Source organism: Spirosoma aerolatum (genome assembly GCF_002056795.1).
Taxonomy (GTDB): Bacteria; Bacteroidota; Bacteroidia; order Cytophagales; family Spirosomataceae; genus Spirosoma; species Spirosoma aerolatum.
In genome coordinates, this window is the sequence record NZ_CP020104.1 from 591,597 (window position 1) to 615,401 (window position 23,805).

At 48.5% G+C, this 23,805-nt stretch carries 24 protein-coding genes; 10 read left to right on the forward strand and 14 right to left on the reverse strand.

Annotated elements, in window-relative coordinates; all coding sequences use genetic code 11:
- The first annotated feature begins 66 nt into the window (after nt 1-66).
- Together B5M13_RS02545 and B5M13_RS02550 are read left to right on the forward strand one after the other, a co-directional pair.
- Nucleotides 67-1,374, forward strand: coding sequence for a hypothetical protein (locus B5M13_RS02545; RefSeq protein ID WP_245859708.1), 1,308 nt, complete (start codon nt 67-69; stop codon nt 1,372-1,374).
- An 86-nt stretch (nt 1,375-1,460) separates the two neighbouring features.
- On the forward strand, nt 1,461-1,916 hold the full coding sequence (locus B5M13_RS02550) for a ferritin-like domain-containing protein (protein ID WP_080054154.1): 456 nt from the start codon (nt 1,461-1,463) through the stop codon (nt 1,914-1,916).
- A gap of 82 nt (nt 1,917-1,998) precedes the next feature.
- Here B5M13_RS02550 and B5M13_RS02555 read toward each other — a convergent pair whose 3' ends face one another.
- From B5M13_RS02555 to B5M13_RS02575, 5 genes are all read right to left on the reverse strand, one after another.
- On the reverse strand, nt 1,999-2,889 hold the full coding sequence (locus tag B5M13_RS02555; protein ID WP_080054155.1) for an aldo/keto reductase: 891 nt from the start codon (nt 2,887-2,889) through the stop codon (nt 1,999-2,001).
- A 105-nt stretch (nt 2,890-2,994) separates the two neighbouring features.
- Entirely contained in the window at nt 2,995-3,852 is an 858-nt protein-coding gene (locus B5M13_RS02560; RefSeq protein ID WP_080054156.1) for a prephenate dehydrogenase, read from the reverse strand.
- Nucleotides 3,849-4,268 carry a GxxExxY protein gene (locus tag B5M13_RS02565; RefSeq protein ID WP_080054157.1) on the reverse strand — a complete coding sequence of 140 codons (420 nt, stop codon included), beginning with the start codon at nt 4,266-4,268 and terminating at the stop codon, nt 3,849-3,851. The genes B5M13_RS02560 and B5M13_RS02565 overlap by 4 nt, the downstream gene beginning before the upstream one ends.
- 93 nt (nt 4,269-4,361) lie before the next feature.
- On the reverse strand, nt 4,362-5,534 hold the full coding sequence (locus tag B5M13_RS02570) for a pyridoxal phosphate-dependent aminotransferase (RefSeq protein WP_080054158.1): 1,173 nt from the start codon (nt 5,532-5,534) through the stop codon (nt 4,362-4,364).
- A gap of 146 nt (nt 5,535-5,680) precedes the next feature.
- Nucleotides 5,681-6,241: an NUDIX hydrolase gene (locus B5M13_RS02575; protein ID WP_080059769.1), complete on the reverse strand. Its 561-nt coding sequence runs from the start codon at nt 6,239-6,241 to the stop codon at nt 5,681-5,683.
- A 106-nt stretch (nt 6,242-6,347) separates the two neighbouring features.
- Between B5M13_RS02575 and B5M13_RS02580 the strand changes: the two genes are divergently transcribed.
- Nucleotides 6,348-6,929 (forward strand): hypothetical protein, encoded by a 582-nt coding sequence (locus B5M13_RS02580; RefSeq protein WP_080054159.1) that lies wholly within the window; start codon nt 6,348-6,350, stop codon nt 6,927-6,929.
- A gap of 68 nt (nt 6,930-6,997) precedes the next feature.
- Here B5M13_RS02580 and rihA read toward each other — a convergent pair whose 3' ends face one another.
- Nucleotides 6,998-7,936 carry a pyrimidine-specific ribonucleoside hydrolase RihA gene (gene rihA / locus B5M13_RS02585; protein ID WP_080054160.1) on the reverse strand — a complete coding sequence of 313 codons (939 nt, stop codon included), beginning with the start codon at nt 7,934-7,936 and terminating at the stop codon, nt 6,998-7,000.
- A 181-nt stretch (nt 7,937-8,117) separates the two neighbouring features.
- On the opposite strand from rihA, the gene B5M13_RS02590 reads away from it, so the two are divergent.
- Nucleotides 8,118-9,785: a M28 family metallopeptidase gene (locus B5M13_RS02590; protein ID WP_080054161.1), complete on the forward strand. Its 1,668-nt coding sequence runs from the start codon at nt 8,118-8,120 to the stop codon at nt 9,783-9,785.
- An 8-nt stretch (nt 9,786-9,793) separates the two neighbouring features.
- Here B5M13_RS02590 and B5M13_RS02595 read toward each other — a convergent pair whose 3' ends face one another.
- Nucleotides 9,794-10,480: a peptidoglycan recognition protein family protein gene (locus B5M13_RS02595; protein WP_080054162.1), complete on the reverse strand. Its 687-nt coding sequence runs from the start codon at nt 10,478-10,480 to the stop codon at nt 9,794-9,796.
- 256 nt (nt 10,481-10,736) lie between these two features.
- On the opposite strand from B5M13_RS02595, the gene B5M13_RS02600 reads away from it, so the two are divergent.
- Genes B5M13_RS02600 through B5M13_RS02610 form a run of 3 tightly spaced genes read left to right on the forward strand, consistent with a single transcriptional unit; the run spans nt 10,737 to nt 16,166 of the window.
- Entirely contained in the window at nt 10,737-12,020 is a 1,284-nt protein-coding gene (locus tag B5M13_RS02600) for a TolC family protein (RefSeq protein ID WP_080054163.1), read from the forward strand.
- A 1-nt stretch (nt 12,021) separates the two neighbouring features.
- Entirely contained in the window at nt 12,022-12,981 is a 960-nt protein-coding gene (locus B5M13_RS02605; RefSeq protein WP_080054164.1) for an efflux RND transporter periplasmic adaptor subunit, read from the forward strand.
- A 2-nt stretch (nt 12,982-12,983) separates the two neighbouring features.
- Nucleotides 12,984-16,166 (forward strand): efflux RND transporter permease subunit, encoded by a 3,183-nt coding sequence (locus B5M13_RS02610; protein ID WP_080054165.1) that lies wholly within the window; start codon nt 12,984-12,986, stop codon nt 16,164-16,166.
- Nucleotides 16,167-16,263: 97 nt separating this feature from the next.
- On the opposite strand, the gene B5M13_RS02615 is transcribed toward B5M13_RS02610, so the two are convergent.
- The 3 genes from B5M13_RS02615 to B5M13_RS33680 all read right to left on the reverse strand — a co-directional run bounded on the left by B5M13_RS02615 (nt 16,264) and on the right by B5M13_RS33680 (nt 17,618).
- Nucleotides 16,264-16,986, reverse strand: coding sequence for an RluA family pseudouridine synthase (locus B5M13_RS02615; RefSeq protein ID WP_080054166.1), 723 nt, complete (start codon nt 16,984-16,986; stop codon nt 16,264-16,266).
- 161 nt (nt 16,987-17,147) lie between these two features.
- Nucleotides 17,148-17,387, reverse strand: coding sequence for a 50S ribosomal protein L28 (rpmB, locus tag B5M13_RS02620; RefSeq protein WP_020601072.1), 240 nt, complete (start codon nt 17,385-17,387; stop codon nt 17,148-17,150).
- 60 nt (nt 17,388-17,447) lie between these two features.
- Entirely contained in the window at nt 17,448-17,618 is a 171-nt protein-coding gene (locus B5M13_RS33680) for a DUF5522 domain-containing protein (protein ID WP_170061078.1), read from the reverse strand.
- A gap of 118 nt (nt 17,619-17,736) precedes the next feature.
- On the opposite strand from B5M13_RS33680, the gene rocD reads away from it, so the two are divergent.
- Together rocD and B5M13_RS02630 are read left to right on the forward strand one after the other, a co-directional pair.
- Entirely contained in the window at nt 17,737-18,990 is a 1,254-nt protein-coding gene (gene rocD / locus B5M13_RS02625) for an ornithine--oxo-acid transaminase (RefSeq protein WP_080054167.1), read from the forward strand.
- A 97-nt stretch (nt 18,991-19,087) separates the two neighbouring features.
- Complete coding sequence (locus tag B5M13_RS02630) at nt 19,088-20,149, forward strand: sensor histidine kinase (protein WP_080054168.1); 1,062 nt, start codon at nt 19,088-19,090, stop codon at nt 20,147-20,149.
- Between the two features lie 5 nt (nt 20,150-20,154).
- Here B5M13_RS02630 and B5M13_RS02635 read toward each other — a convergent pair whose 3' ends face one another.
- Together B5M13_RS02635 and B5M13_RS02640 are read right to left on the reverse strand one after the other, a co-directional pair.
- Nucleotides 20,155-20,373, reverse strand: coding sequence for a DUF6965 family protein (locus tag B5M13_RS02635; RefSeq protein ID WP_080054169.1), 219 nt, complete (start codon nt 20,371-20,373; stop codon nt 20,155-20,157).
- 248 nt (nt 20,374-20,621) lie between these two features.
- Nucleotides 20,622-21,536 (reverse strand): TolB family protein, encoded by a 915-nt coding sequence (locus tag B5M13_RS02640; RefSeq protein WP_080054170.1) that lies wholly within the window; start codon nt 21,534-21,536, stop codon nt 20,622-20,624.
- Between the two features lie 190 nt (nt 21,537-21,726).
- On the opposite strand from B5M13_RS02640, the gene B5M13_RS02645 reads away from it, so the two are divergent.
- Nucleotides 21,727-22,077: a WYL domain-containing protein gene (locus tag B5M13_RS02645; RefSeq protein ID WP_080054171.1), complete on the forward strand. Its 351-nt coding sequence runs from the start codon at nt 21,727-21,729 to the stop codon at nt 22,075-22,077.
- A 25-nt stretch (nt 22,078-22,102) separates the two neighbouring features.
- Here the strand turns inward: B5M13_RS02645 and B5M13_RS02650 are convergent, their stop codons facing one another.
- Together B5M13_RS02650 and B5M13_RS02655 are read right to left on the reverse strand one after the other, a co-directional pair.
- Nucleotides 22,103-22,684 (reverse strand): hypothetical protein, encoded by a 582-nt coding sequence (locus B5M13_RS02650; RefSeq protein ID WP_080054172.1) that lies wholly within the window; start codon nt 22,682-22,684, stop codon nt 22,103-22,105.
- A complete protein-coding gene (locus tag B5M13_RS02655) occupies nt 22,681-23,796 on the reverse strand; it encodes an AAA family ATPase (RefSeq protein ID WP_080054173.1) in 1,116 nt (371 codons plus the stop codon). Before B5M13_RS02655 ends, B5M13_RS02650 begins: the two co-directional genes overlap by 4 nt.
- Between the last annotated feature and the right edge of the window lie 9 nt (nt 23,797-23,805).

A 23,805-nucleotide genomic window follows, 5' to 3' on the forward strand; every position in this document is an offset into this window, starting at 1 on the left:
CGTTCGGGATTATCCATCGACCGATCCACATAAAGCACCGGCTGTAACCAATCCGGCTGGGGGGGATTGCCTTCTCAAACGCAGGAGTCGTCGCAGAAACGACTGTATCTGGCCAACGATAAAATTCGTATGGCAATTGATCTAAACGCTGGTGGGGCTATCACGTATCTATCGGAAGCTGGCAGTAATGTGAACATGGTCAATAACAACGACCTGGGCCGTCAGATTCAGACCTCCCTTTATGCAGGGCCTTATCCGTATAGCGTAAATGGTAAAAACCCTGTTGAACAGTGGCGGAATCTGGGTTGGAATCCAGTTCAGACGGGCGACTATTTCAATCATCCGGCCCAGGTTGTCAGTTACCAGCAGGGACAGAACACGTTGTATGTCAAGACAATTCCGCTTATATGGCCGCTCTTCAACGAACCCGCTGATTGTTTCTTTGAACACTGGATTGAACTGAAAGAAAATACCGTTCATATGCGCAGTCGGATGACGGTCAACCGGACCGATACAACGCAGTATGAAGCGCGTACGCAGGAATTTCCGTGTGTGTACCTGAATGGCCCGTACTACCGCATTATCACCTATGATGGTCTGAAGCCGTTCACGAACGATGCTGTTTCTGAATACAGCGAACAGGATAATATCAATCGGTATGGTACTGAAAACTGGATTGCCTTACTCAATACGTCAGGACGAGGGGTTGGGTTATACAAGCCCAAAGGCGAGGTGCGGTTCAGCTCTGCGGGTTTTGGTGTCACGAAAGAAGGGGGTGAGTTTGATGTGTCATCCGGGTATGTATGTAGCCAGCCCGCTTTACTGGTCGATTATAATGGCGTGTATGAATATGAGTGCGATTTAATCGTGGGGTCATTGGCCGATATCCGGCAGTTTGCCTATAACCAACCTCGGCCTCCTGCTGCACCTAATTATAAATTTGTTACCGATCGGCAGGGGTGGTATTATGGAAATACCCGCGACAAGGGCTGGCCCATTCAGAATGAGCTGAATGTGCGCTGGTACCGCGCCGACCCAACGGCAAGAGAGTTCAGAATCATAAGCCCGATGGCCTACTGGAAAGCTTCAGATGTGCCGAAAATTTACATACAGGCCGCTTTTCAGACGAAAGGAACGGTGGCTCGGTTTGTATGGCGAAAGCCTGGCGATATTGCCATTATCGAAATACCCGGTCGTTATGTCGATTTCCCAATTATTGGCGACGGGCAATTCAGAACGTACGAAATTAATACCAGCCAACTGGCTGGATGGGACGGTGTCATCAACCAGATATCCTTAACCAGTCCCGAAAGCCAATACCAATTTGAGAAAGGGTCAACGGTTCGGATACGAAGTATTACGGCAACTCCCTAAAATAATTTCTTAACAGACTTTTCGTAAACATTTGGCCGTACATCAAGTTGTAAATTCGAGTAATAACCAATCGAATATCAACTGTTATGATTACGAACGACGAAATTGTTGATGATCTGAACGAACTGGTCAAAATCAATAACGACCGCATTCAGGGATACGAAAAAGCGATTAAAGATAATGAAGATGCCGGGCTGGATGATATCTTCCGGCACTATGTAGTGCAGAGCCAAAACTTTCGTAGCCAACTGGCCGACCACATCGTCCGAATCGATGGACTGGCCGTGTCCGACGCTACATCAACCGACGTAACCAGCAAAATTCACCGGGCCTGGATCGATATTAAGTCAGCACTGACGGGCAAAGACCGGGATTCCATCCTTAGCTCGGTTGAGTTCGGGGAAAATGCGGCTGTTGAAGCTTATCAGGATGCGATTGAGAAAGATCACATTCCAGCCTACATCAAAGAGGATTTGCAGAAGCAATTGACCGAATTGCAGAGCGCTCTGGATCGGATCAAGTCGCTCGAAAAGGCAGCCTAAGGGGAACCATCCTTGAAAAGAATAGCCCGAAAGTTCCAAACTTTCGGGCTATTTTTATTTGCTGCGTCAGGTGGCTTCTGACTTAGGCAGGCAAAGGCATATCTTTCAGATCTTCGTCGGTTAATTTGATCGTAACAGCTTTTACGTTCTCTTCCAGGTGTTTGGCAGATGACGTTCCGGCAATAGGAAGCATTACGGGCGAAGCGGCTAATAACCAGGCCAGAGCAACCTGATAATCGGTAGCGGGTTTACCATCTACCTGATGACGGGCAGCCACCTTCTGAATGGCTTGCTGGGCCGAAACGTTTCCGGCGTTGAGCGGGAACCAGGGAATAAAGGCGATGCCGTTTTGTTCGCAGTATTTCAGTACGTCGTTCCAGGTCTGATCCCCGAAATTATACTTGTTCTGCACCGATACGACATCGAAATACTTCCGGGCTTCCTCAATCTGATCAATACCTACTTCCGACAGGCCAATGTGCCGGATTTTGCCCTGTTGCTGGGCTTCCTGTAGAAAACCGAGGTATTCGTCGGACGAAACTTTCGTATCGAAACGATGAAGTTGGTAAAGGTCGATTCGGCCCAGTTTTAAGCGTTTCAAACTGCCATTTAACGCTTCTTCCAGGTGTTTGCGACTGCCATCAACGGGCCATTGATTGGGGCCGGTTCGGAGTAAGCCACCTTTTGTGCCAATAACCAGTCCATCTGGATAGGGATAAAGGGCCTCGGCGATCAGTTCCTCCGATACATAGGGGCCGTAGCTATCGGCCGTATCAATGAAATTGATACCCAGTTCCAGGGTGCGTTTTAATACGCGGATGGCTTCGTCATGGTCTTTGGGAGGCCCCCAGATACCATCGCCCGTAATACGCATGGCGCCATAAGCCATTCGGTTGACGGTCAGATCGCCCCCAATTGTAATTGTTCCGGCCTGTGCGGCCAGCTTTGATTCGTCAGATTCAGTTGATTGCATAGGTTTTATTAATCATTCAGGGTATATACTCCATAGGTGGAGGTTCCCCTGATAAACTATCTAAAACCGTTTTTGTATCCGCAACCCGGTAAAGTTTTTGTTTCCTTACCGTTTCTCGATTCCCTCCAGTACCCGTCGAATTACGTTGGCTCGCTGCATGAATTCGAGGGAATTCGTAATATCCTGCTCGTCGATAATCTGTTTGAACTTTTGTAGAAACTCGATGTAGGCCGCCAGGGCGTCGGAAACGTTGACGCGATTCTGGTCGAAGATGGGCGCCCACATTTGCGGAGAGCTTTTCGCCAGCCGTACCGTTGAACTGAAACCGGTACTGGCCATGTCGAAAATTGCTTTTTCGTCTTTCTCTTTTTCCAGCACCGTGAGGCCCAGGGCAAAGGCGCTGATGTGGCTCAGGTGCGAAACATAGGCCAGATGCAGGTCGTGTTCCTGGGGCGTCATGTAAAATAGTTTCATACCGATGTCGCGGAATAGGCTTTCGACCAGGTTCAGACTGTCGGGGTTACTTTTTTCGCGGTCGCAGATGATGAGGTTTTTACCCGGCAATAGTTCGCGGAAAGCTGCGCCGGGCCCCGAGTTCTCCGTACCGGCCATTGGGTGAGCTGCGACAAACTGGGCACGTTTCGGATGGGCATCGGCAATGGCACAAATGGTTTCTTTAGTTGAGCCTAAATCAACGACGGTAGCCCCAGTCGGTAGCTGATCGAGTACGGTTGGTAATAAGTCGATGATGGTGTTGACGGGCGTAGCCATGACGACCAGTGTACTTTGAGCGATAGCCTCCGACAAAGGCAGTACGTCGTCGACAATCCCTTTGGCCAACGCCAGTTGCCCGTTCACCGACGACGTATCGACGCCGATAAAACGCATTTTGGGGTATTTTTCACGAACTGCCAGCGCGAAAGAGCCTCCTAACAAACCAATGCCTACAATAGAAACTGTCATCTGAACCGGGATTTAACAGATTTTGGGATGAAGCGGAAATCAGGGTTCAAAACTCGCTTGAACTCTAAGCTGGAAGCGCCAATATTGATTAGGGGTCCAATTTCTAAATTGTACGCTTCCAGATAATTAATGGCTTGAGCCAGATGTACTTCTTCCAGTTTAATAATCGCTTTTAACTCAACTAACAGCTTGTCTTCAGCAAGAAAATCGGCTCGTCTTGTACCAACCAATACACCCTTGTAATAAATTGGCATATCGACCTCCCGGGCAAAGCTTATGTTAAAAATGCCAAGCTCATGACCTAATGCCCTTTGGTATATTACTTCCTGAAAGCTATTACCTAATACTCGATGAACTGCCATCGAACAGCCGATAATACGGTGCGTTAACTCCCCATATTTGTAATCCTGATGCATCAATTCAATGGATATACAATCGTAAAAAAATCTGTTCCATTACAAGATTCATTGAGGAGTAAAAAGAGGGAAGTAGTAAAGCAAAATCCGTTTTTATCCTAAAATCCGTTCAATCCCGGTTCTGATTCGTTCCTTGGGCATGCATAAGGATACACGCACGTAGCGGTTCCCTTTCGGGCCAAAGATGAAGCCGGGGGCTATGAAAATATGCTTGTTGAGCAACAGATCGTCAACAAAGGCTTCAGCCGATTCTACATGATCGGGAAGTTTGGCCCAGATGAATAAGCCTTCCTGATCGGTCGTGTACGTACAGCCCAGTGCATCCAGAAACGCGTGAACCGCATCGAGCCGACCCTGATAAACCGCATTACGTTCCTCATGCCAGGCTTCAGAATTAGTCAATGCTTCGGCGGCTGCATCCATCAGCGGTTTGAACTGCCCCGAATCGACGTTGCTCTTGATGGTCAATACGGCGTCCACATACGGTTTGCTGCTCGCCAGCCAGCCAATGCGCCACCCTGCCATATTATGCGATTTACTGAGAGAGTTTAACTCAATGCCCACCTCTTTTGCGCCATCGACTGCCAGCAGACTGATTGGTTTCTTCTTGTTGAGGATCAGGCTATACGGGTTGTCGTGGCAGATAAGTATCTGATGGTCATGCGCAAACCGGACTGCTTTTTCAAATAGCGCATAGGTTGCTGGAGCGCCCGTAGGCATGTGCGGATAATTGAGCCAAAGAATCTTTGTTGGGGAACCTTCAGGCGATGCGTTTACCCGATCGGTCATCGCTTCCCAGTCGGGTTGCCAGCCGCCCTGTTCAAGAAGGGGGTATTCGCTCACCTGCGCCCCAACCATCTGGCTAACGGCCCGATACGCCGGGTAGCCCAGTTCGGGCACCAATACACCATCGTTCTCATTCAAAAACGTTAACGAAATATGCGTAATGCCTTCTTTAGAGCCAATGAGCGGTAGTATTTCCGTTTCGGAATTTAAATCAACGCCATACGTAGTCTTATAGAAACTGGCAATGCCCTGGCGAAGGCCAACGGTTCCTTTGTAGGGTTGATACCCATGAGCTGTTGGCTGCTGGGCCGACTGAATCAGCGCACCGATGGTATTGGCAGAAGGCATCAGATCGGGGTTGCCAATGCCCAGATTGATAATGTCGTGACCGGCGGCCTGAAGACGGCGAACTTCGGCCAGCTTAACGGAAAAATAATATTCCTGCGTCTGATCGGCGCGGTGAGCAAGAGGGATAATCACTTCTAACCAGGATTTAACAGATTTTAGGATTTAACAGATTTCGTTAAAATCTATCTATCCATTCATTTAAAACTGCAAAGATACTTGCTTAAAGAATGTGCTAGCTTATTAGATCAATAAGAAACAAAATCATATAAATCACTAAATCAGCTTAATCCCGCTTCTAAAAGGTATTTCAGCAACGGGGCCAGGTGCAACGATTGCATCATTTCGCCCGCGTTGATAATTTCCTTCGCCCGTTCCCGCGATATGATATGGACAGTGATTTCTTCCGTTTTTTCCAGATGTTGTGCCTGCTTCAACTCGACGCCCGTAGCCAGGAATGAGTATGTCAGGTTCGCATGCGTGCCGGGGTTGGCCGATAAGGTCATCAGGTGCTGCCAGGTACCACCACCAAAACCAGTTTCTTCCAGTAGTTCACGCTGGGCGGCTACCAGTGGCTCTTCGCCGGGATCAATTACGCCCGCACAAAGCTCATAGTGAACCTCGCCAATACCGTGTCGATACTGCCGAATCAGAACCAGTTGCCCTTCGGTTGTAACGGCAACCACGTTGATCCAGTCGGGATATTCGAAAATAAAATAGTTGGGAATGGAACCGCCATTCTCCATTCGAATAGCGTCTTTGCGCACCGTAAACCACGGCAATTGATGGATATATTCGGAGCTTTCGACCTGCCAGGGCCGAGGATCGTTCTCTGGTTTCATAGGGGCAAAGGTAGGCTTTTTCGGCAGAGCCATATTAACTGACCGCTTTGATTCGTTGTAAAGTGGACTTTAGCTTTGGCCAGTCATCTGTACAATCCGCGACCTGATGAAACAATACAGTCTTTTTTTAGTAGCTACTTTTTGCCTGTTCCTGTCGTCATGCCATCGGCCCGTTGCCTATTTTCAACGCACACCTCATCCCGAAGCCACCCGATTATTAGTGGAAAAACGACCTGTTCCAATTGCTGATATTGTCCCGGAAGTGGATTCTGTTGTCGAGCAACCGACAACCGATGCGCCTGCTTTTGTATCGGAGCCTGTGGCGAGTCTGAAAAATGAAGTAGATAGTCGGCTGCGGATCGAACAGCGAATGCAGCGGGTAGAGCGTGTGTTGGCTACAGAAAAAGAAACAACGACCCAGCAGCCTGACCCTCGGCCTAAGCCTAAGAATCAACTTCGATTGGGCAACCGGATTCGACAAAGCCTGGGCATACCGCTTCGGAAAGAGCTTAACTGGTGGCAACGGATTAGCTGGAAACTGAAAGCATCTGTAATCGTTATTTTGGTAGCCGTTGTGTTTGCTATTCTGGGTATTACCACACTCGCGATTATTTTCGGCCTGTTAGGAGCCTTCCTGATGATCAGCGGTTTGAAACGCTCTTTTAAAGTGAAGCGACCGTGGTTTTAAGTTTTCGACAGGATTTACAGGATGTTTTTACTGGCTGTTAATTCTGTAAATCCTGTCGAAAAAAGAATTTAGGGTAATTTCTGCACGGCGTCGTAGATTAGATTAAGGTAGCCTTCCCGGTCAATATCATACACGAATTCGACGTTGGGTGTCTTTTTCAGAACATTGAAAAAGTCGACAACAGTGGTTCCCGTAGTCAGTTTTCCGGCTGTTTCGACATCCACAAAACACGATTTTGACTCAAACAGCGATGGCGCGATTAGCCAGGCAATGGCGCAGGGATCGTGCAAGGCTGCTCCTCCGTTGAGTTCGGGACGCTCCTGCCGATAAAAAATCGAAAAGAAGTCCATCAACTCGGCCACCACCGTACCCGATTGATTACCAATGGATCGGAACCGCTCAATATCCTCCTGAAATACCAGCGCCTTATGGGTTACGTCGAGGCCGCACATCGTAATGGGTACGCCCGAACTAAATACAATGGCAGCCGCTTCTGGATCGACATAAATATTGAATTCGGCCGTTGGGGTCATATTGCCTCGGAAAGCCCCACCGCCCATAATCGAGATACGCTCAATTTTTGATTTCAGGTGGGGGTAGGCCAGCAGAAACGTGGCAATATTGGTCAAGGGCCCCGTCGGAACAAGGGTAATGGCTTCATCACTCTCAGTCAACATCTTCGCGATGGCTTCAACGGCCGATAAAGGCTCAGGCTGGAGCGTAGGTTCGGGTAGGCTTGGGCCATCCATTCCCATTTCGCCGTGTACATAATCGGCAATGATCAGTTCACGAAACAACGGTTTATCGGCACCTTTATAAACGGGAATGTTTGCACCTGTCAGGGCCATAATTTTCAGCGCATTCTTCAGCGTCTTGGCCTGAGTCTGGTTGCCAGCCGACGTAGTGATGGCTTTAATATCGAATAAGTCGCTGCCAATGGCCAGCATGAGCATCACGGCATCATCGTGGCCGGGATCGCAATCTATAATTATCGGACGTTTCTTCATGGTTTGTCGTTTGCGTTGTGTTTGCCAGCCATTCGACTGGCTTTCCCAAAAAATATGAGGGCCCAAATATATCACCTTTGTACATACCCGACCGGAAAGCTATATGTTGGCATACGTTTCCAATTGGTTCTGCTGAATTGACGGCTTATCTTAGCTACTCGTTTGCTTTCCTCATTTGCCGATGCGCTCAATTGCTACAACACTTCTCAGTTCATGCCTCACACTCTGCGGGCTCAGTGTTTCGTTCGGACAGTCCAATGCCATTCCTACCGATGCCCAACAGGTAGTGAAAACCGCCCGGCCCGACGCTATTCAGATTCATATGCGTATTCTGGCTAACGACTCGCTGAAAGGCCGGAAACCAGGTACGCGCGGCTTTGCGATGGCGGCCGATTACGTCGTTTCCCAGTTTAAAGCCCTTGGGCTTCAGCCAGCAGGAGAAAACAAGTCGTATCGGCAGGCCGTACCGCTGCGTCGCTGGCAAACTAACGAAGCGGGTAGTTCGATGACGCTGATTGCGAATGGCCGCGAACAATCGTTACAATATGGCAAACAGTTTATCCTGAATCCGAATCCCGATCATCCAACCAGTGAGGTATCGGCTTCGGTCGTTTTTGTCGGTTATGGTGTATCCGCTCCCGAACTCGACTACGACGATTACGCCGGTATCGATGTAAAAGGCAAAATTGTCGCTTTCCTGAATGGGGCTCCGGCTGGTTTTCCCTCCAATCAACGCGCGTATTATTCCTCATCGAAGGCCGAGAATGCCGTAGCGCATGGCGCTGTGGGGACCATTGCCTTTAGCATGCCTACCGACCTCCGCAACCGCATCGAAACAGCCGCGCCCCGCAATCGGCAGGGTATTTATCGCTGGGTCGACAAGCAAGGGAAACCCCAGCGCACCTACCCGGCAATCAAAGGGGCTGCTTCGCTGGGCGATTCAACGGCTCGACTGCTTTTTACCAATGCACCAACGCCATTCAGCGATGCAATAAAACAGGCTAATAAAAATCGCCCACAGGCCTTTCCGCTCAATGTGTCGGTGCGGATACAGACCCAGACTGAACTTGTAGAAGATGTGGCCGGATTTAATCTGGTATCGCTATTACCCGGCACCGATCCCATGTTGAAAAACGAATATGTGGTGTATGTAGCCCACCTCGATCATCTTGGGATTGGTCGCTTAGTAAAGGGGGATTCTATTTACAACGGTGCTCATGACAATGCATCAGGGGTAGCGATCAACCTCGAAACGGCGAGGCTGTTTACGTCTTTACCCAAAGCGCCCCGTCGGTCGGTACTTTTTGTATGTGTAACGGGCGAAGAAATGGGCTTGCTTGGGTCTGATTATTTTGCCTCAAACCCAACTGTACCCAAAGACAAAATTGTGGCGAACCTGACGCTCGATATGCCCTTCTTTTTTCATCCACTACTCGACATTGTGCCGTACGGAGCCGAACATTCGAGCCTAAGTAAAGAAGTCAAACAGGCAGCCAGTTTTTTAGGTGTAGAGATTAGTCCAGACCCGATTCCCGAACAAACGGTATTTATGCGGAGCGATCACTTTAGTTTTGTTCGGCAGGGAATTCCGGCGCTGTTCATTAAAAGTGGGTCACAAACGGGTAATCCAAACCTCGATGGTACCAAACTCAACCTCGACTGGCGGGCCTCCATTTATCACTCACCCCAGGACGATATGAACCAGCCGTTTGATTTTAAGTCAGCCGCCAAACACGCCCAACTGCAATTTTTAGTAGGATACCTGACGGCCCAGGATGAGCAGCGCCCGACCTGGAACAAAGGTGATTTCTTCGGAACAAAGTTTGGCAAAGGTGAGCTAGTGAAATAGCCCGCTTTCTATTGTAATAACATCGGTACATCGACGGAGTCGGGTTTTCGGGGACTGCCTTTCAGGTGTAAGTCTCTGACCCGACTTCTGACTTTACGCATAAACCACTTGCCTGGGTCTGTCTTTCCGGTCAGGTAGTTGGGATCGGTTTCGCGCCAGAGCGGAGTGCCGATGAAATCCGTATACTCGTAATGGCCAATCAGGTAGTCGATTCCCTGATAGTGACGTTTCAGGTACCGTACCAGTTGCACATTGGCTTTCAGTTGCGCTCGGGTCAGGTCGTTATTGCCCACGTTTTCAATCCCAATAGCACAGTAGTTCAGGCCAATGCAGTGCCGGGCAAAGGTTGTATCGGGCAACAGGCGAAAGATGGTGCCATCCCGATCGACCAGGAAGGGGACGGAAGTATTTAGGGAGCTGGCTGCCTGAAGATCAGGACGACCCGGTAATACAGAAGGATTAAAGATATTGAAAGTGGCCTCCAGCGTCGGAACAGCCGTCCAGTGAAGCACAATCATCCTGGGCTTGATATATGGTTCAGTTTGTTCAAGACCGTGCCGTTTGGCCAGATAGTCGAGAGACAGTTGCCGACGTTGCTCGTCAAAAACAATCGGTTTGTCAATGATTCGTAGAGGGCGTTGTGTGCAGGAGGTGAACAGGGATAAGCTGATGAAGAAGGAAATCAGGAATTTCATTTTCAGGTAAAGTCGGTGGGAATGCTGACAAGTAGACAATGGCTTGAAAATAGTATCAACCCAGGGATAATAGTACTGTATTGAGAGTAGGTATAGGTATTTTTTCTAAGTAATCACCTTTCTAAAGACCTGGGCTATTCAGCCGGGTTTTAACAGTTTGTAAAAATAGCCATAAGTACATTTAACTACCTTTTAATTCTGATTCTTCGGTAATCGAATTGATGACGCGTTATTTTGTTTAGGCATTTCTAAGCGGATGAGGGTAAACATCGCATCATATTCTCTGCTGTTTGTTGGATTATTTTATTTGCCTGCTTCGGCTCAGGTTACACTAAACTTACGACAGACGCTTCAACAAGTACGTACTAATAGCCCGGCTCTCCGAGTCGAACGGCTCAATATCAATGTGGCCCAGGCCGATCAGGTAACTGCAAATTTGCGGCCAAATCCGGTGCTGAATAACCAGACGCTCGTTCAGTTAACACCTACTCCGGGCTCCGAAGCCGTTGGGTTGTTAAGTCGGCAACGGCGGCAATTCTGGTTTCAAGCTACCAAGGAGTTTGATATTTACCATAAACGGACGTACCGGAATCGGGCAGCCGAAGCCAATACCAATCTGGCCATTCGGAGCGTAGCCGAAACGGAACGGAATTTATTATTCGAGGCCGCCAATCGGTACCTCGATGCCTGGTATGCCCGTATTCAGCTAGCCCTCTTGCAGCGGGCCAAAGCCAATGTGGATACGCTGGTACAGTTGAATAAGGTACGGCTGAAAAATCTGGTTATTACGACCACCGATCTGACCCGAACACAGTTGATTTCAGATCAGTATGACATCCAGACCCGTACAGCCCAGCAGGATCTTCGCAATCGGCTGAATGAATTGCAGCTCGTACTGGGGATTGCCGATAGTGTGAATGTGGCCATGAATGATTCGATCATCCATCCGGCTTTCACAAACCCACTTAGATTATACCCGACCGTTATTGCAACGGCTGATAGCCTATTGCGACTGGCTACGGCCAACCGAACCGATGTGCTGGCGGCTGAAGCCAACATCGAATCGGCCAAACGAAATGTCGACTTGCAGCAGGTGTTGGCTAGACCGCGTAACGAGGCCGGTTTTATCTGGAACCCCCAGAATGCCATTCCATATGCAGGTGTATTCCTGACCATTGAGTTGCCTGTTTATAGCCGCAATCAGGGGGAGATTCAGAAGTCGAGGGTATTGCAGGAGCAGGCAAGTCAGGCGGCTACGCTGGTACAGACCCGAATCCGAGCGGAGGTGCAAACGGCGTATCAGTCGTTTATGACCAGTCGTCAGAACATTGATCGGTATGTTGGCATTCGGCGCGATGCCGATCAGGTACTGGCTTCTGTCCGGTATGCCTATCTGCGGGGGGCCACAACGCTGATCGATCTGCTTCAGGCTGAAAGTTCGTGGTTCGATACCCAAACGGCTTATTATCAGAGTCTTTATGCCTACCGTCAGAATTACGTCCGGTTGCTGTACGTCACCGGGCAGATCAACTTATACTAGCATGACCTTTCGCCATATACTTATTGCCTTCGTGCTTTTGTCAACGGCCTGTAAAGAAAAGCCCAGGTCGGTAGTCAAAGCCATACCTCGCCCGACCATTAGCACCGACGGAAGCCAGATTACGTTTCCTGATGCGGTTATGATGCGGGCCTTCGAAACCCAGGCCGTTCATTCGTCGGCCGTTCGCACCGATTTTACGGCTCCTGGCCATATCGCGGCTATGGTGGTTCGTTCGGTCGAAAATCCAGCCGAGCATCTGGTGCTGTTCGATGACCCTGGTTTGGCGGATAATTACACCGCCATTTTGCAACACCGGATCAACATCCAGACACAGAAAGGGAATCTCGAACGGATCAAGGATTTGCAGGCGCATGGGGCCGCATCGGGCAAGGAAGTTATTGAAGCCCAAACCCAACTGGCCAATGAAGAAGCGGCCATCATTTCGGACGAAGCGACGCTGAAACTAGCAGGTTTCGACCCGAAAGCACTGCGGCAGGCCCGCCCGAATACAATTTTAGTGGTTTGTGAAATACCTGAAAATCAGTTTGGTAGTATTCGGAGTGGGTTGAAATGCACGCTCAATTTTACGGCGTTTCCAAATGAGCGATTTCAGGGCGTGATCGATAATGTCAATGATTACGTCGACAATACCACTCGCCAGATCAAACTTCGCATTTCGGTCGCTAACCCCGATGGTCGATTGAAGGCGGGTATGTTTGCTACCGTTCAGTTTGGCGTTGTCGATGGCAATTTTATGACTGTTTCGCGCGATGCGGTCGTGACGGTGCAGGGACGCGATTATGTGTTTGTGAAAACCGGGCCACAGGCTATTGAACGACGGGCCGTACAGCTAGGGCAGCAACGGGCCGACCGGGTTGTGGTGCAGAGTGGATTGAAAGACGGAGAGGCCGTTGTATCGGCCAATGTCCTGCAATTGAAAGGGTTGAGCTTCGGGTACTGATTATGATTCAGCATTTAATAACATTTTCGCTCCGGAACCGCTGGGTCATCGTCGGATGCGCCGTGGCATTGATGGGCCTGGGCCTGTGGTGCTTCAAACTGCTCAAGATTGAAGCCTATCCGGATATTGCCGATACCAACGTCATTGTCATTGCCAAGTATGACGGACGGGCAGCTGAAGAGGTTGAGCAGCAGGTAACGATTCCCATCGAAAGGGTTCTGAACAGTGTTCCACACGTAACCGACCGACGCTCACGGACCATCTTTGGGTTGTCGGTGGTGCAGTTGAATTTCGATGAAACCGTTACGGACTACTTTGCCCGTCAGCAGGTTATTGAACGGCTGTCGGGGGCCGAACTGCCGGATGGCGTATCGCCCGAACTGGCTCCGCTGACTACGGCCGTTGGTGAAATCTATCGATATGTAATCGAAGCGCCACCGAGCATGACGCCCATGCAACTGCGGGATTTGCAGGACTGGGTTATCATTCCACAGTTGCTACAGGTGCCGGGGCTGGCCGATGTAACGACCTTCGGTGGGCCGATCAAGCAGTTTCAGGTGATTCCTGACCCGGCAAAACTGCGTAAATACAGCCTGACCTTGCAGGATGTAATCGATGCCGTTCAGAAAAACAACCAGAATACGGGCGGGAATATCATTGCGCGCGGAGGGCAGGGTTTTGCCGTTCGGGGGCTCGGTGCGCTGAAAACGCCCGAAGATATTCAGCATATCGTCCTGAAAGCGAACGAAGGTGTTCCGGTTCTGCTGAGCGATGTGGCCAGTGTCGAAATCAACCCGCCGTCGCCATCGGGGATTCTTGGCTATCGGATTCCCGACGAAAACCTGGACGTGATCGGCGCTACCGAAGGAATTGTGCTGCTCCGCCGGGGCGAAAATCCCAGCGAAGTACTTGAGTTGTTAAAGGCGAAAATAGCGGATCTGGAGGCCCGCGAACTACCGCGTGGCGTTCATCTGCGGGTATTGTACGACCGGGGTTTTTTAATCGACCATTCGCTCGAAACGGTTGCCCACACGCTGATCGAAGGTATCTCGATTGTTGCCATTTTGCTGGTTCTGTTTTTAGGCAGTTTACGAGCGGCTTTGGTCGTTACCGTCACCATTCCGTTTTCGCTGCTGTTTGCCTTTATTCTGATGAAACTGGTCGGTATTCCGGCCAACCTACTGTCGCTGGGGGCTATCGACTTCGGTATTATTGTAGATGGTGCCAGTGTTATGGCCGAACATCTGATCCGAAAATATCGATCGTCGGGCCCGGCCGAGCGAAATCAGGGCATTGTGAATGTTACAACCCGGTCGGCTGGCGAAGTAGCACGGGAAATTTTCTTCTCGGTCACGATCATCATTCTGGCCTACATGCCCATTCTGCTCATGCAACGGGTAGAAGGAAAACTGTTCAGTCCAATGGCGTTGACGCTTTCGTTCGCCGTCATTGGTTCGCTGATCTGCGCGTTGACCTTAATCCCGGTTTTGATCTCGTTTGCTTTTCGGAAAGCATTGGCTCATGATGGCAAACCGCTGAAAGAGCATAAAAACCTGCTGCTTTCGCCATTGGAACACGGTTATCAGTGGTTGTTGAAATCAGTACTATTTCGTGTGCCACGTCTGGTTGTGGGCGTAGGGATGATCGTCGTGCTGGTCATGATTGGATTTGGTCTGAAGCTGGGGACTGAATTTCTTCCCGAGTTGGATGAAGGGTCCATTTTCATGCGGGCGTTTATGCCGTCGGGGATTACGATTCAGGAAAATGCCAAGATCTCTCCTAAAATCCGGGATATTATCAGTACCTATAAGCCGGTCAGCTTTGTGATTACCCAGGCCGGGCGTAACGATGACGGTACCGACCCCTTCCCAACTGACCGTACCGAAATTCTGATTGGTCTCAAAGATTACAGCACCTGGTCGGATACGATTTCGAAGAAAGAGATTGTCCGTTCGATGCAGAACCAGTTGCAGGAGGCTTTTCCGGGCGCGTTTTTCTCGTCGGGTCAACCAATTATCGACCAGGTGATGGAGATTGTGACGGGTAGTGCTGCCGATCTGGCCATTTCGGTTGTCGGTAGCGATTTATCGCTGATGCGCAGTAAAGCCGATAGCATCGCCACGCTGGTACGGGGTATGAATGGGGCCGTGTCCGTGAATATCGAGCAGGAGGGGCCGCAGGACCAGTTAGCCATTCGAATCAATCGGCCGGCGGCTGCCCGGTATGGCATCAACGTGGCCGAAATCGAGAGCATGATCGAAGCAGCCATTGGTGGGAAAGCCATCGGGTCAATTTATGACGAAGCCAAACGGTACGATATTGTGGTTCGCTTCACACCCGAAAGTCGTGGTAGTATGGATGCCATCCGGTTGCTTCAGGTTCCATCGGCTTCGGGGGCATTGATTCCCATGAACGAACTGGCCGACATTCGCTATGTACAGGGCCAAACCAATATTTACCGCATTAATGGCAAGCGCATGGTGACGGTTCGAACCAATATTCGGGGGCGCGACCAGGGCGGTTTTGTCAAGGAGATTAGCCAGAAAGTGCGCGAACACGTAAAAATCCCGGAAGGCTACAGTGTTATTTACGGGGGGCAATACGAGAACCTCGAACGGGCAGGCGGTCAACTGGCGATCTCGATTCCTCTGACAATTGTGGTTGTTTTCTTATTCCTGTTTATGCTTTACGGCAATGTTCGGGATACCTTTCTGACGCTTACCTGTTTGCTGTTTGCACTGGCGGGTGGTATTGGGGCTTTGTTGTTGCGAGGGTATAACTTCAACGTTTCGGCCGGTGTGGGCTTCGTCTCGATTTTTGGGATTTCGGTAATGGCTGGCGTACTGCTGGTATCGGCCCTGAATCGTAACCTGATCAATAACCCGAAGTCGTTGATGGAAATTACCATTGACACGGCTCAGGAACAGTTTCGGGCCATTATGGCGATTATGGTCGTGGCAATTATTGGTCTGGTGCCAGCCGCCATTTCGAGTGGTATCGGTTCCGATGTGCAGCGCCCACTAGCTACAGTAATCATCGGCGGATTGACGACGACCTTACTGTTTACCCCGCTGATTATTCCGCCCTTATTCTACATTATCAACCGTAAGCGGCCCCGACCGACCCCGCTTGATTCCTCTGGCCACCACATTCCTGAACCAATCGAAGAAGGAACGGAGATTTAGGTAATGTACAATGAAAAATGCATAATGAACAATGAATCCATCTAGAAATCATTGTTCATTATGCATTTTTCATTGTACATTCTACCTCACGTCTGCTTCACGCAAACTTTTCCAACTGCTTGACCAGCACATTGAAATCTTTTGGATAAGGGGCGACAAACGTTTGCTCTTCACCATTCAACAGGGCGAAGGTCAGCGAATGGGCGTGGAGTGCTACCCGTTGGATGAGCGGCTGTTCTTCAGTGCCCTGCTTCAGGTTGAATTTGCGCTTCACATCAGACAGATAGACGGGCTCTCCTCCATAAGTGGCATCAAAAACAATGGGTGCCTTAAGACACATCAGATGAACCCGAATCTGGTGCATTCGGCCCGTTATGGGCATGCATTCCACCAACGTTGTTGTCCGAAATGCCTGTAGCGTATTGAAAATCGTTTCGGCAATCTTCCCTTTCTCCCGGTCAATCCGTACAGCTGTACCGTCTTTAATTGGCGAAATGGGTAAGTAGACGGATACGTTATCGAAATTGTGTACGCCATTGGTAACCGCATGGTAGCGCTTGGTCACCTCCCGATGCTCGAATTGCATGGCCAGATGGCGATAGGCTTCCGGGTTCCTGGCAATCGCCAGAATCCCCGATGTCTCTTTGTCCAGCCGGTGGCCTAGTTGCGCATCAGCATGATATTCCTTAGCCATCCGCAGAATGCTAATGCCCGTCCGGTCGGTTGTCCGTTCGTCGAGCGAAGCTACATGCGGAGGCTTGTTGATGAGTATATAATCCTCATTTTCAAATACAATGAGGTCTTCAAAGTTCAGTTTCATTTAGCAGGTCATTTGATAGTCATTGGTGGCATTTGTAGGGTTCATCGCTAAACGTAATCAAGGGGGCTTAATGATTACGAATGACTATCAAATGACACTAATAACAAACACAAAAAGCCTCCTCCTGACCGGAAGAGGCTTATAGATAAGATCGTAGCAAATTAAGCGGTCAGCGTACCGCGCTGAGCTGCTTTGCGAATGGTGGCTTCCAGACCGTTTTTATTGATGGTCTTGATAGCGGACGTAGCCACTTTCAGCGTGATCCACTCACCCGTCGATTCAACAAAGAACCGCTTCTTTTGCAGGTTCGGATAAAACTTACGCTTGGTTTTATTGTTAGCGTGCGAAACGTTGTTTCCGACGCGGGTGCGCTTTCCTGTGATTTGACAAACTCTGGCCATTACCGTACTCGTTTTCCGTATGAGGGCGCAAAATTCGCTAAATAATTCATAATCTGCAAGTCATTGCTTCTTTTTTTTGAAACCATAGGGGCAATGTCGGCAGCCATTCTGGCAACAATAACCCCGTTTGAGGTGATAGGCTGCTGTAAAGACGAGATAGCCTTCCGGCGTATAGTAATAATCGTCGTCGACTAAATCAGGGACTTTCTTCCTGGTAGGTTGTACAGGCATAGGGGTTGTGGGTCTGCCTAAATCCATGTATTTTTGAAAATAAACGGACAACGGAGCCGCTTAGTTGCAACCTGCCCAAAAGCCTTCATCAACGTTTTCACTTTAACCGTTTGTAGCTATGACGATTGAACCAATCACCCCGACATCGCCCGCCGATAAAGCCATGGAACTCGAATGGCACTATGGCGCGCATAACTATCATCCTATCCCGGCGGTATTGACGCGGGGCGAAGGTGTCTTCGTATGGGATGTAGAGGACAAGCGTTATTTCGATTTTCTGTCGGCGTATAGTGCCGTCAGTCAGGGCCACTGTCACCCCCGAATTATCAACGCTCTGATTAAGCAGGCGCAACGGCTTACCCTGACCTCAAGAGCGTTCTACAACGATCAGACGGGTATCTGCGAAAAATTCCTCTGTGACTATTTTGGGTACGACAAAGCCCTGATGATGAATTCCGGGGCCGAAGGGGGAGAAACGGCGCTGAAACTGACGCGCAAATGGGCGTATAAAGTGAAAGGGATTCCGCAGAACCAGGCCAAAACAGTGTATGCCGCTGGAAACTTTTGGGGACGGACCCTGGCGGCTATCTCGTCGTCGACCGATCCGAGTAGTACCAACGATTTCGGGCCATTGCTGCCGGGCTACATTGTGATTCCCTACAACGACCTCAACGCCCTGGAAGATACCTTCAAAAGTGATCCGAATATTGCCGGATTTATGGTAGAACCGATTCAGGGCGAAGCGGGTGTGGTAGTGCCCGACGAGGGTTACCTACGTGGTGTACGCGACCTGTGTACCAAGTACAATGTGCTGTTTATCGCTGATGAAGTCCAGACGGGTATCGGGCGGACGGGAACCCGTATTGCCTGCGATCACGAAGGGGTAAAACCTGATTTACTAGTGTTGGGTAAGGCGCTTTCGGGCGGAACGATGCCCGTATCGGCCGTATTGACATCCGATGAGGTTATGCTAACTATAAAACCGGGTGAACATGGCAGTACATATGGCGGAAACCCACTAGCTTGTGCCGTTACGATGGAGGCATTACAGGTCGTAGACGATGAGAAGCTAGCCGAGAATGCAACCGCAATGGGCGAGGTGTTCCGGGCTCGTATGACAGCATTAAGCCAGAAAACCGACCTCGTGAAATCCGTTCGGGGAAGAGGGCTGCTCAACGCCATAGTGATTTCCGAGCGTCCGGAATTCGGGGAGGAAACCGCCTGGGAGATCTGTTTAAAACTGAAAGACAACGGCTTGCTGACCAAGCCAACGCACGGCGATAAGATTCGATTTGCACCACCGCTTGTGATCAACGAAGAGCAACTTCACGAAGCGTGTGACATTATTGAGAAGACAATACTCGCTTTTTAAGCGCGTACGACCAGACGGGTAAGGAACGAGGACAGAGACATGGTAAGTACCCATCACTCTGTCCTTTTTGTATACGTTTACTAATAGTTAGGCCCGAATGCAGCCACTGAACGATAAATGGATGCGGATACTGGGGGTACCATTGCTAGCCTTGGTGGGCCAATGGGCTATGTATGGGTATACCAACGTTCCTTATCCTGATGATTGGCGCATTCCTTTTTTTTTCGTGCTGGGTAGTGTAGTCGTTTGGGAAATTAACCGCTGGGGCATCATTTTCTCCCGACGACGCTACCCCGAACAAACGCAGACATGGCAGCGGGTGCTTTATCAGTTCAGTTGGTTTGTTGTCTTTGCCAGTTTTATTCGCATTACCCAGACTTGGTTTTACCAGCAGATAGGCCTTTGGCATTCAACGGAATTGTTTGAGTTCAAGCCGTATTTTTTTAATACATTGGTGTCGGTAGTGGGTACTGTTCAGATTGCGGCTGTCTACGAAGGCATTTATTTGTACCAGCGGTGGCGAATGACCTATGAAGAGGCCGAAGAGCTAAAAAAAGTGAATTTACAAAGCCAGCTCGACTCGCTAAAAACGCAGATCAACCCTCATTTTTTATTCAATAATCTGAATTCACTTTCGTCGCTTATAACCACCGATGCCCAGCAGGCCGAGCTGTTTCTGGACGAATTATCGTCAGTATATCGGTATTTGCTTCGACAGGATGAGCGGTCTCTGTGTCCTTTGGCCGAGGAAATCCGGTTTATCAAATCGTATTTTTATCTGTTAAAGACGCGATTTGGTGACGGAGTATTTATGGAAATCGCTGTAGATGAGCATGCTATGCTATGCCTGATACCACCGCTGACCCTTCAGCTCCTGTTCGAAAATGCCATCAGGCACAACATTATCTCGGCTGATCGGCCCCTAACTATTCGTGTGTATACAGAGCAGAAGATGCTGTATGTAGAAAATAACCGTCAACTCCGAACGGCTACAGCCGCTTCGAATCAGGCTGGTTTGCAGGATAGTATGACGAAATATAAGCTGCTTGACCAGCCATCGGTAAGTGTCTACCAGGATGAGTTCAGATTTCGAGTGGGTGTTCCGCTGTTACCTCCTCCCGCTGAAGTAACGGTGTCTAAAAGCGAACATAACCGATAAGCTGGTTACCCTTGATTCTGTAGCCACTGTTTTACTTCGGTAAGCATGAGCGCGGCCGACTTTCGTGTAGCGGCTACGTCGCTGTTAAGCTGGTTAAGTCGGTTGCTTACTGCACTGGACAGGTTAAAAAAAACACTGAATTCGTTAATGTGCTGAGGGCCAGTAGGTAGGTCGCGGCCCGAAAAAAAATCAATCAGGTCCTGGTAGTCGCTATTGGTATTCATAGCACGAAGGTAGGCACCTGAGATTTTATTTCCATCTCTTCAGGCATAAATACATTCGGCCCAAAAATTGCAATCACTTCCAACGGTGTTTGAGAGAACACCGTTGGAAAGTGCAACACGCTGGTTCTTTTAGAGCCAGTGTGTTTGCCTTTTTCATAACTACCGATGGGCTTGATTGTTGCAGTAATAACTAAAATGCTGGTCTGAGAGGAGCCAGCATTTTATATTTTTCATCCATTCGAAGTTTCTTACTGGGCGACCAAAGCCAGCTTTTTACCGGCTGGATCAATGGCTAATCGAGTAAGTTGCGTGATACCGGCTGAACTAAAATCGGCAACGGGCTGCCAGCCTGAAGTAGTTTTAGGATTGTACTGATACAATACAGGCCCACGGGCCATTAAAATCGTGCCATCGGGCGTCCATATAAAATCCTCGCTGCCCTCCAGAGTTGGTACGATACCCATTGATGTTCGTGTTTTCAAGTCAAGCTGCCGTATTTCCCAGTGGGTAGCATCCTGTTTATGAACGTAACTCAACGCCTGCTTCCCCGGAATTTTTAGCAGTGTTCGGCCAATGCTGGTAGCTACTCGAATGGTATCGCCCGTACTTACCTTCGCCAGTTGGAGCGAATTGGGCGACCCTAAAATAAAGAGTGCCAGCCAGTCAGAATCCAGCCAGCAATGATAACCAACTGGTTTTACGGCAGGAAGCACCAATATGGATTCGCCAGTACCCGACAACGGGAATTTCCACAACCGCTGCGTTTTATCACCTTCAACACGAATGACGGAAAAATAAGCCCGGTCAGGAGTTATGGTTGGCGAGTATTCACTTTCGGGGGTTCTGGTTAATTGTATAGTGATTTTAGAGTCCAGAGAATACTGATAAATGTCGGTTTGCCCATCGACCTGCATGGATGTATACAACAGGCTTTTTCCATCAGGCGAAAAAGACGGTTGATTATCATACCCTTTTCGCTGGGTAATATTCTGCGGAATACCCACTTTTAGTGGTGATGTTGTGATATCGACTAAAAAAATATCCGTATCTGCCTGCGCCAATACCGGAGAGGTAGCCCATAGGGCACAGACAATATAAACGACGATGCTACTAAAGCGTAGGGATAAGCGCCGATCGGTGAGCGACGAAGGGTAATAGTTCATGAGGAAGTGCAGGTTGTAAATAATGTTTATCCAGCAAGATAAGACAATACTCATTACCAGTATCTTACAGTAAGGGCTTTAGCTTGGTAAAAAACGTGTGCCATACGGAAATGCAGCAGGTGAACCAATAAACTGGCACGCTATATGTGTGAACTGACATGGTTCGCTGCGGCCTACAAACCATAACGTTATGATGAAAAACTCTATACTTCAGAAAAGCCTCTTTTTTACGATCGAGTCGGCCATTTTGGATCAGCGCGTCATTCAAATCAACATTCAGGGAGCTTGGCGAACGTTGGAGCCGTACCAATTGGGGCTTCCCAGACAAGGCTCTGGAAAACTGACTTTATACGGCTACTGCCGCGATCTGGCCTGTGTATCAAGAACCAACAGCCGATGGCAGCTTTTCGAAATAGAACAGATCTCCCGCATTGAGTTGACAACCTATAGTTTCCTGCCTCACGTCAGTTACAGCGAGCAGGCAGATCTACTGCATCCCATTTTCTTTCGGGTACCAATCTCCATAAGTAGCTGTAAGTAAAGACAAACAGCGAAACGGGTTCGTTTTAACGGGTATAGCTGTCAAGAAACGAAACGACCTGTTTGTGGAAATGCTTGAAACTGCCAGAGCGAGATTCGAGCCAGTCGGCAGCTAAATCAACTAAGATTTCATTCGCTTTTTCAAGCTGTTTTTCAACCCGAAGTTTGCCTCCGTATATTTTTGCTTTAGCTTCATGTCGTGCCATTTGGTCCAATGGCTCATTTTTAGTTGACCCTGGATTTTGCTGACGCCATTGAAGGTAAAGCAACCAGTGTTCAATACATTGGACAGGTATCATCAAAATCACTTTTGTATGTGCCCGGCAGAGTGTCGTTAATTTTACCTTTAATGCGTCGATTTGCCTGATTTCGACAGAGTCGGCATCCCTACCAACAAATAGAATATCTAAGTTGAATTTTGTGAAGGCTTGTCGGGTTGCATCGGGCAGGACGTCTTCTACTTCTTTAGCGTTTGACGCTTTGATTTGCCAGCCAAACGAGTCATTTTGTTGGAATACGTTTGGATGACATTGGTTGAGGTAATGCTCAATGAAATTTTTATGTGCTTTGTCTTCGCACAAAATGCCATAGCTAATTACTTGATTCATCGAGGTACACCGCCTATAAATCCAACTTTCCAGGCTTCCCCTAAGCCATTGAGGTATTGAGGAGGATCGAAGCCCGCTTTTTCGCTTTCGGCCGTTTCTGGTTCAATAATATCACGTTGAAGATTTTTTACATGCGTGGCTCCTTCTTCGTCTTTGTCAAAAATGAAAACGGACTCCGGCATATCTTTAAACATATCGACAACGGCCGGGCTATGAGTCGTCATAATTACCTGAATATCTTTATCATCAACTAATCCAAAAATAAAATTGATGACCTCTTCTATTCGTCGTGGATGAATTCCTTTTTCGGGTTCTTCAAGAAGCAAAAGCTTTGGTGGATTGGGTTGATTGATGATGCAGAGGAGCGCGATAAAGTAAAGAGTACCTTCGGAAAGCTCGTTAGCCCAATAAATTGTTTTTTGACGCCCGTCTGTTAATCCAATTCGTTTAAATGTTTTGTCACCAAATTCTTTCACTAAAGCTTCTGTAGCCGCAACGTTCTGAAAATTAATTTCTGTAAATTCTGGGACACACTTAGAAATGTCAGCTTTTATTTGGGCAAAAGATTCTGGATACTCATCTCTAATTCGATCAAAAAAAGCAATAAGATTTGACGCATCAGCAATAACTGACTCTTCTCCTCTTCCAACAGGACCTGGCTTACTGAGTTTATTAGGATCTGGTTTGTATATAAGTAAACTATTGTATGGGACTTGAATATGTTCATGTACAATAAAAGCATCATCTAAATCATATTCTTCACGGTTTGGCCAATCTATCGCTCGGTTTTGGAAGGTAATTTTTTTACTTAATTGTATATTATTGGCTTGTATAGACGATATAGGAACATTTGCAGTTAACTCCAATTTTAGAGTAGGAATCAAATCAAAATTAAATCTTATTGTGGAAAAAGCATCTTTCTTAAAAGTATATGTATTCCCTTGGTCAATGGCATTAGTGTCGGATAAAAATGCTTGGAAAAAAAACTCCAGTGCCTTCAAAAAATTGGTTTTGCCTGAGTTGTTCGGGCCTATGAGGAGGTTGACTTTTTGAAGGTCGAGGGTGACGTCTTTCAGGCTTTTGAAATTCTGAATGGAAACGCGCTTGAGCATGGTAGTAAA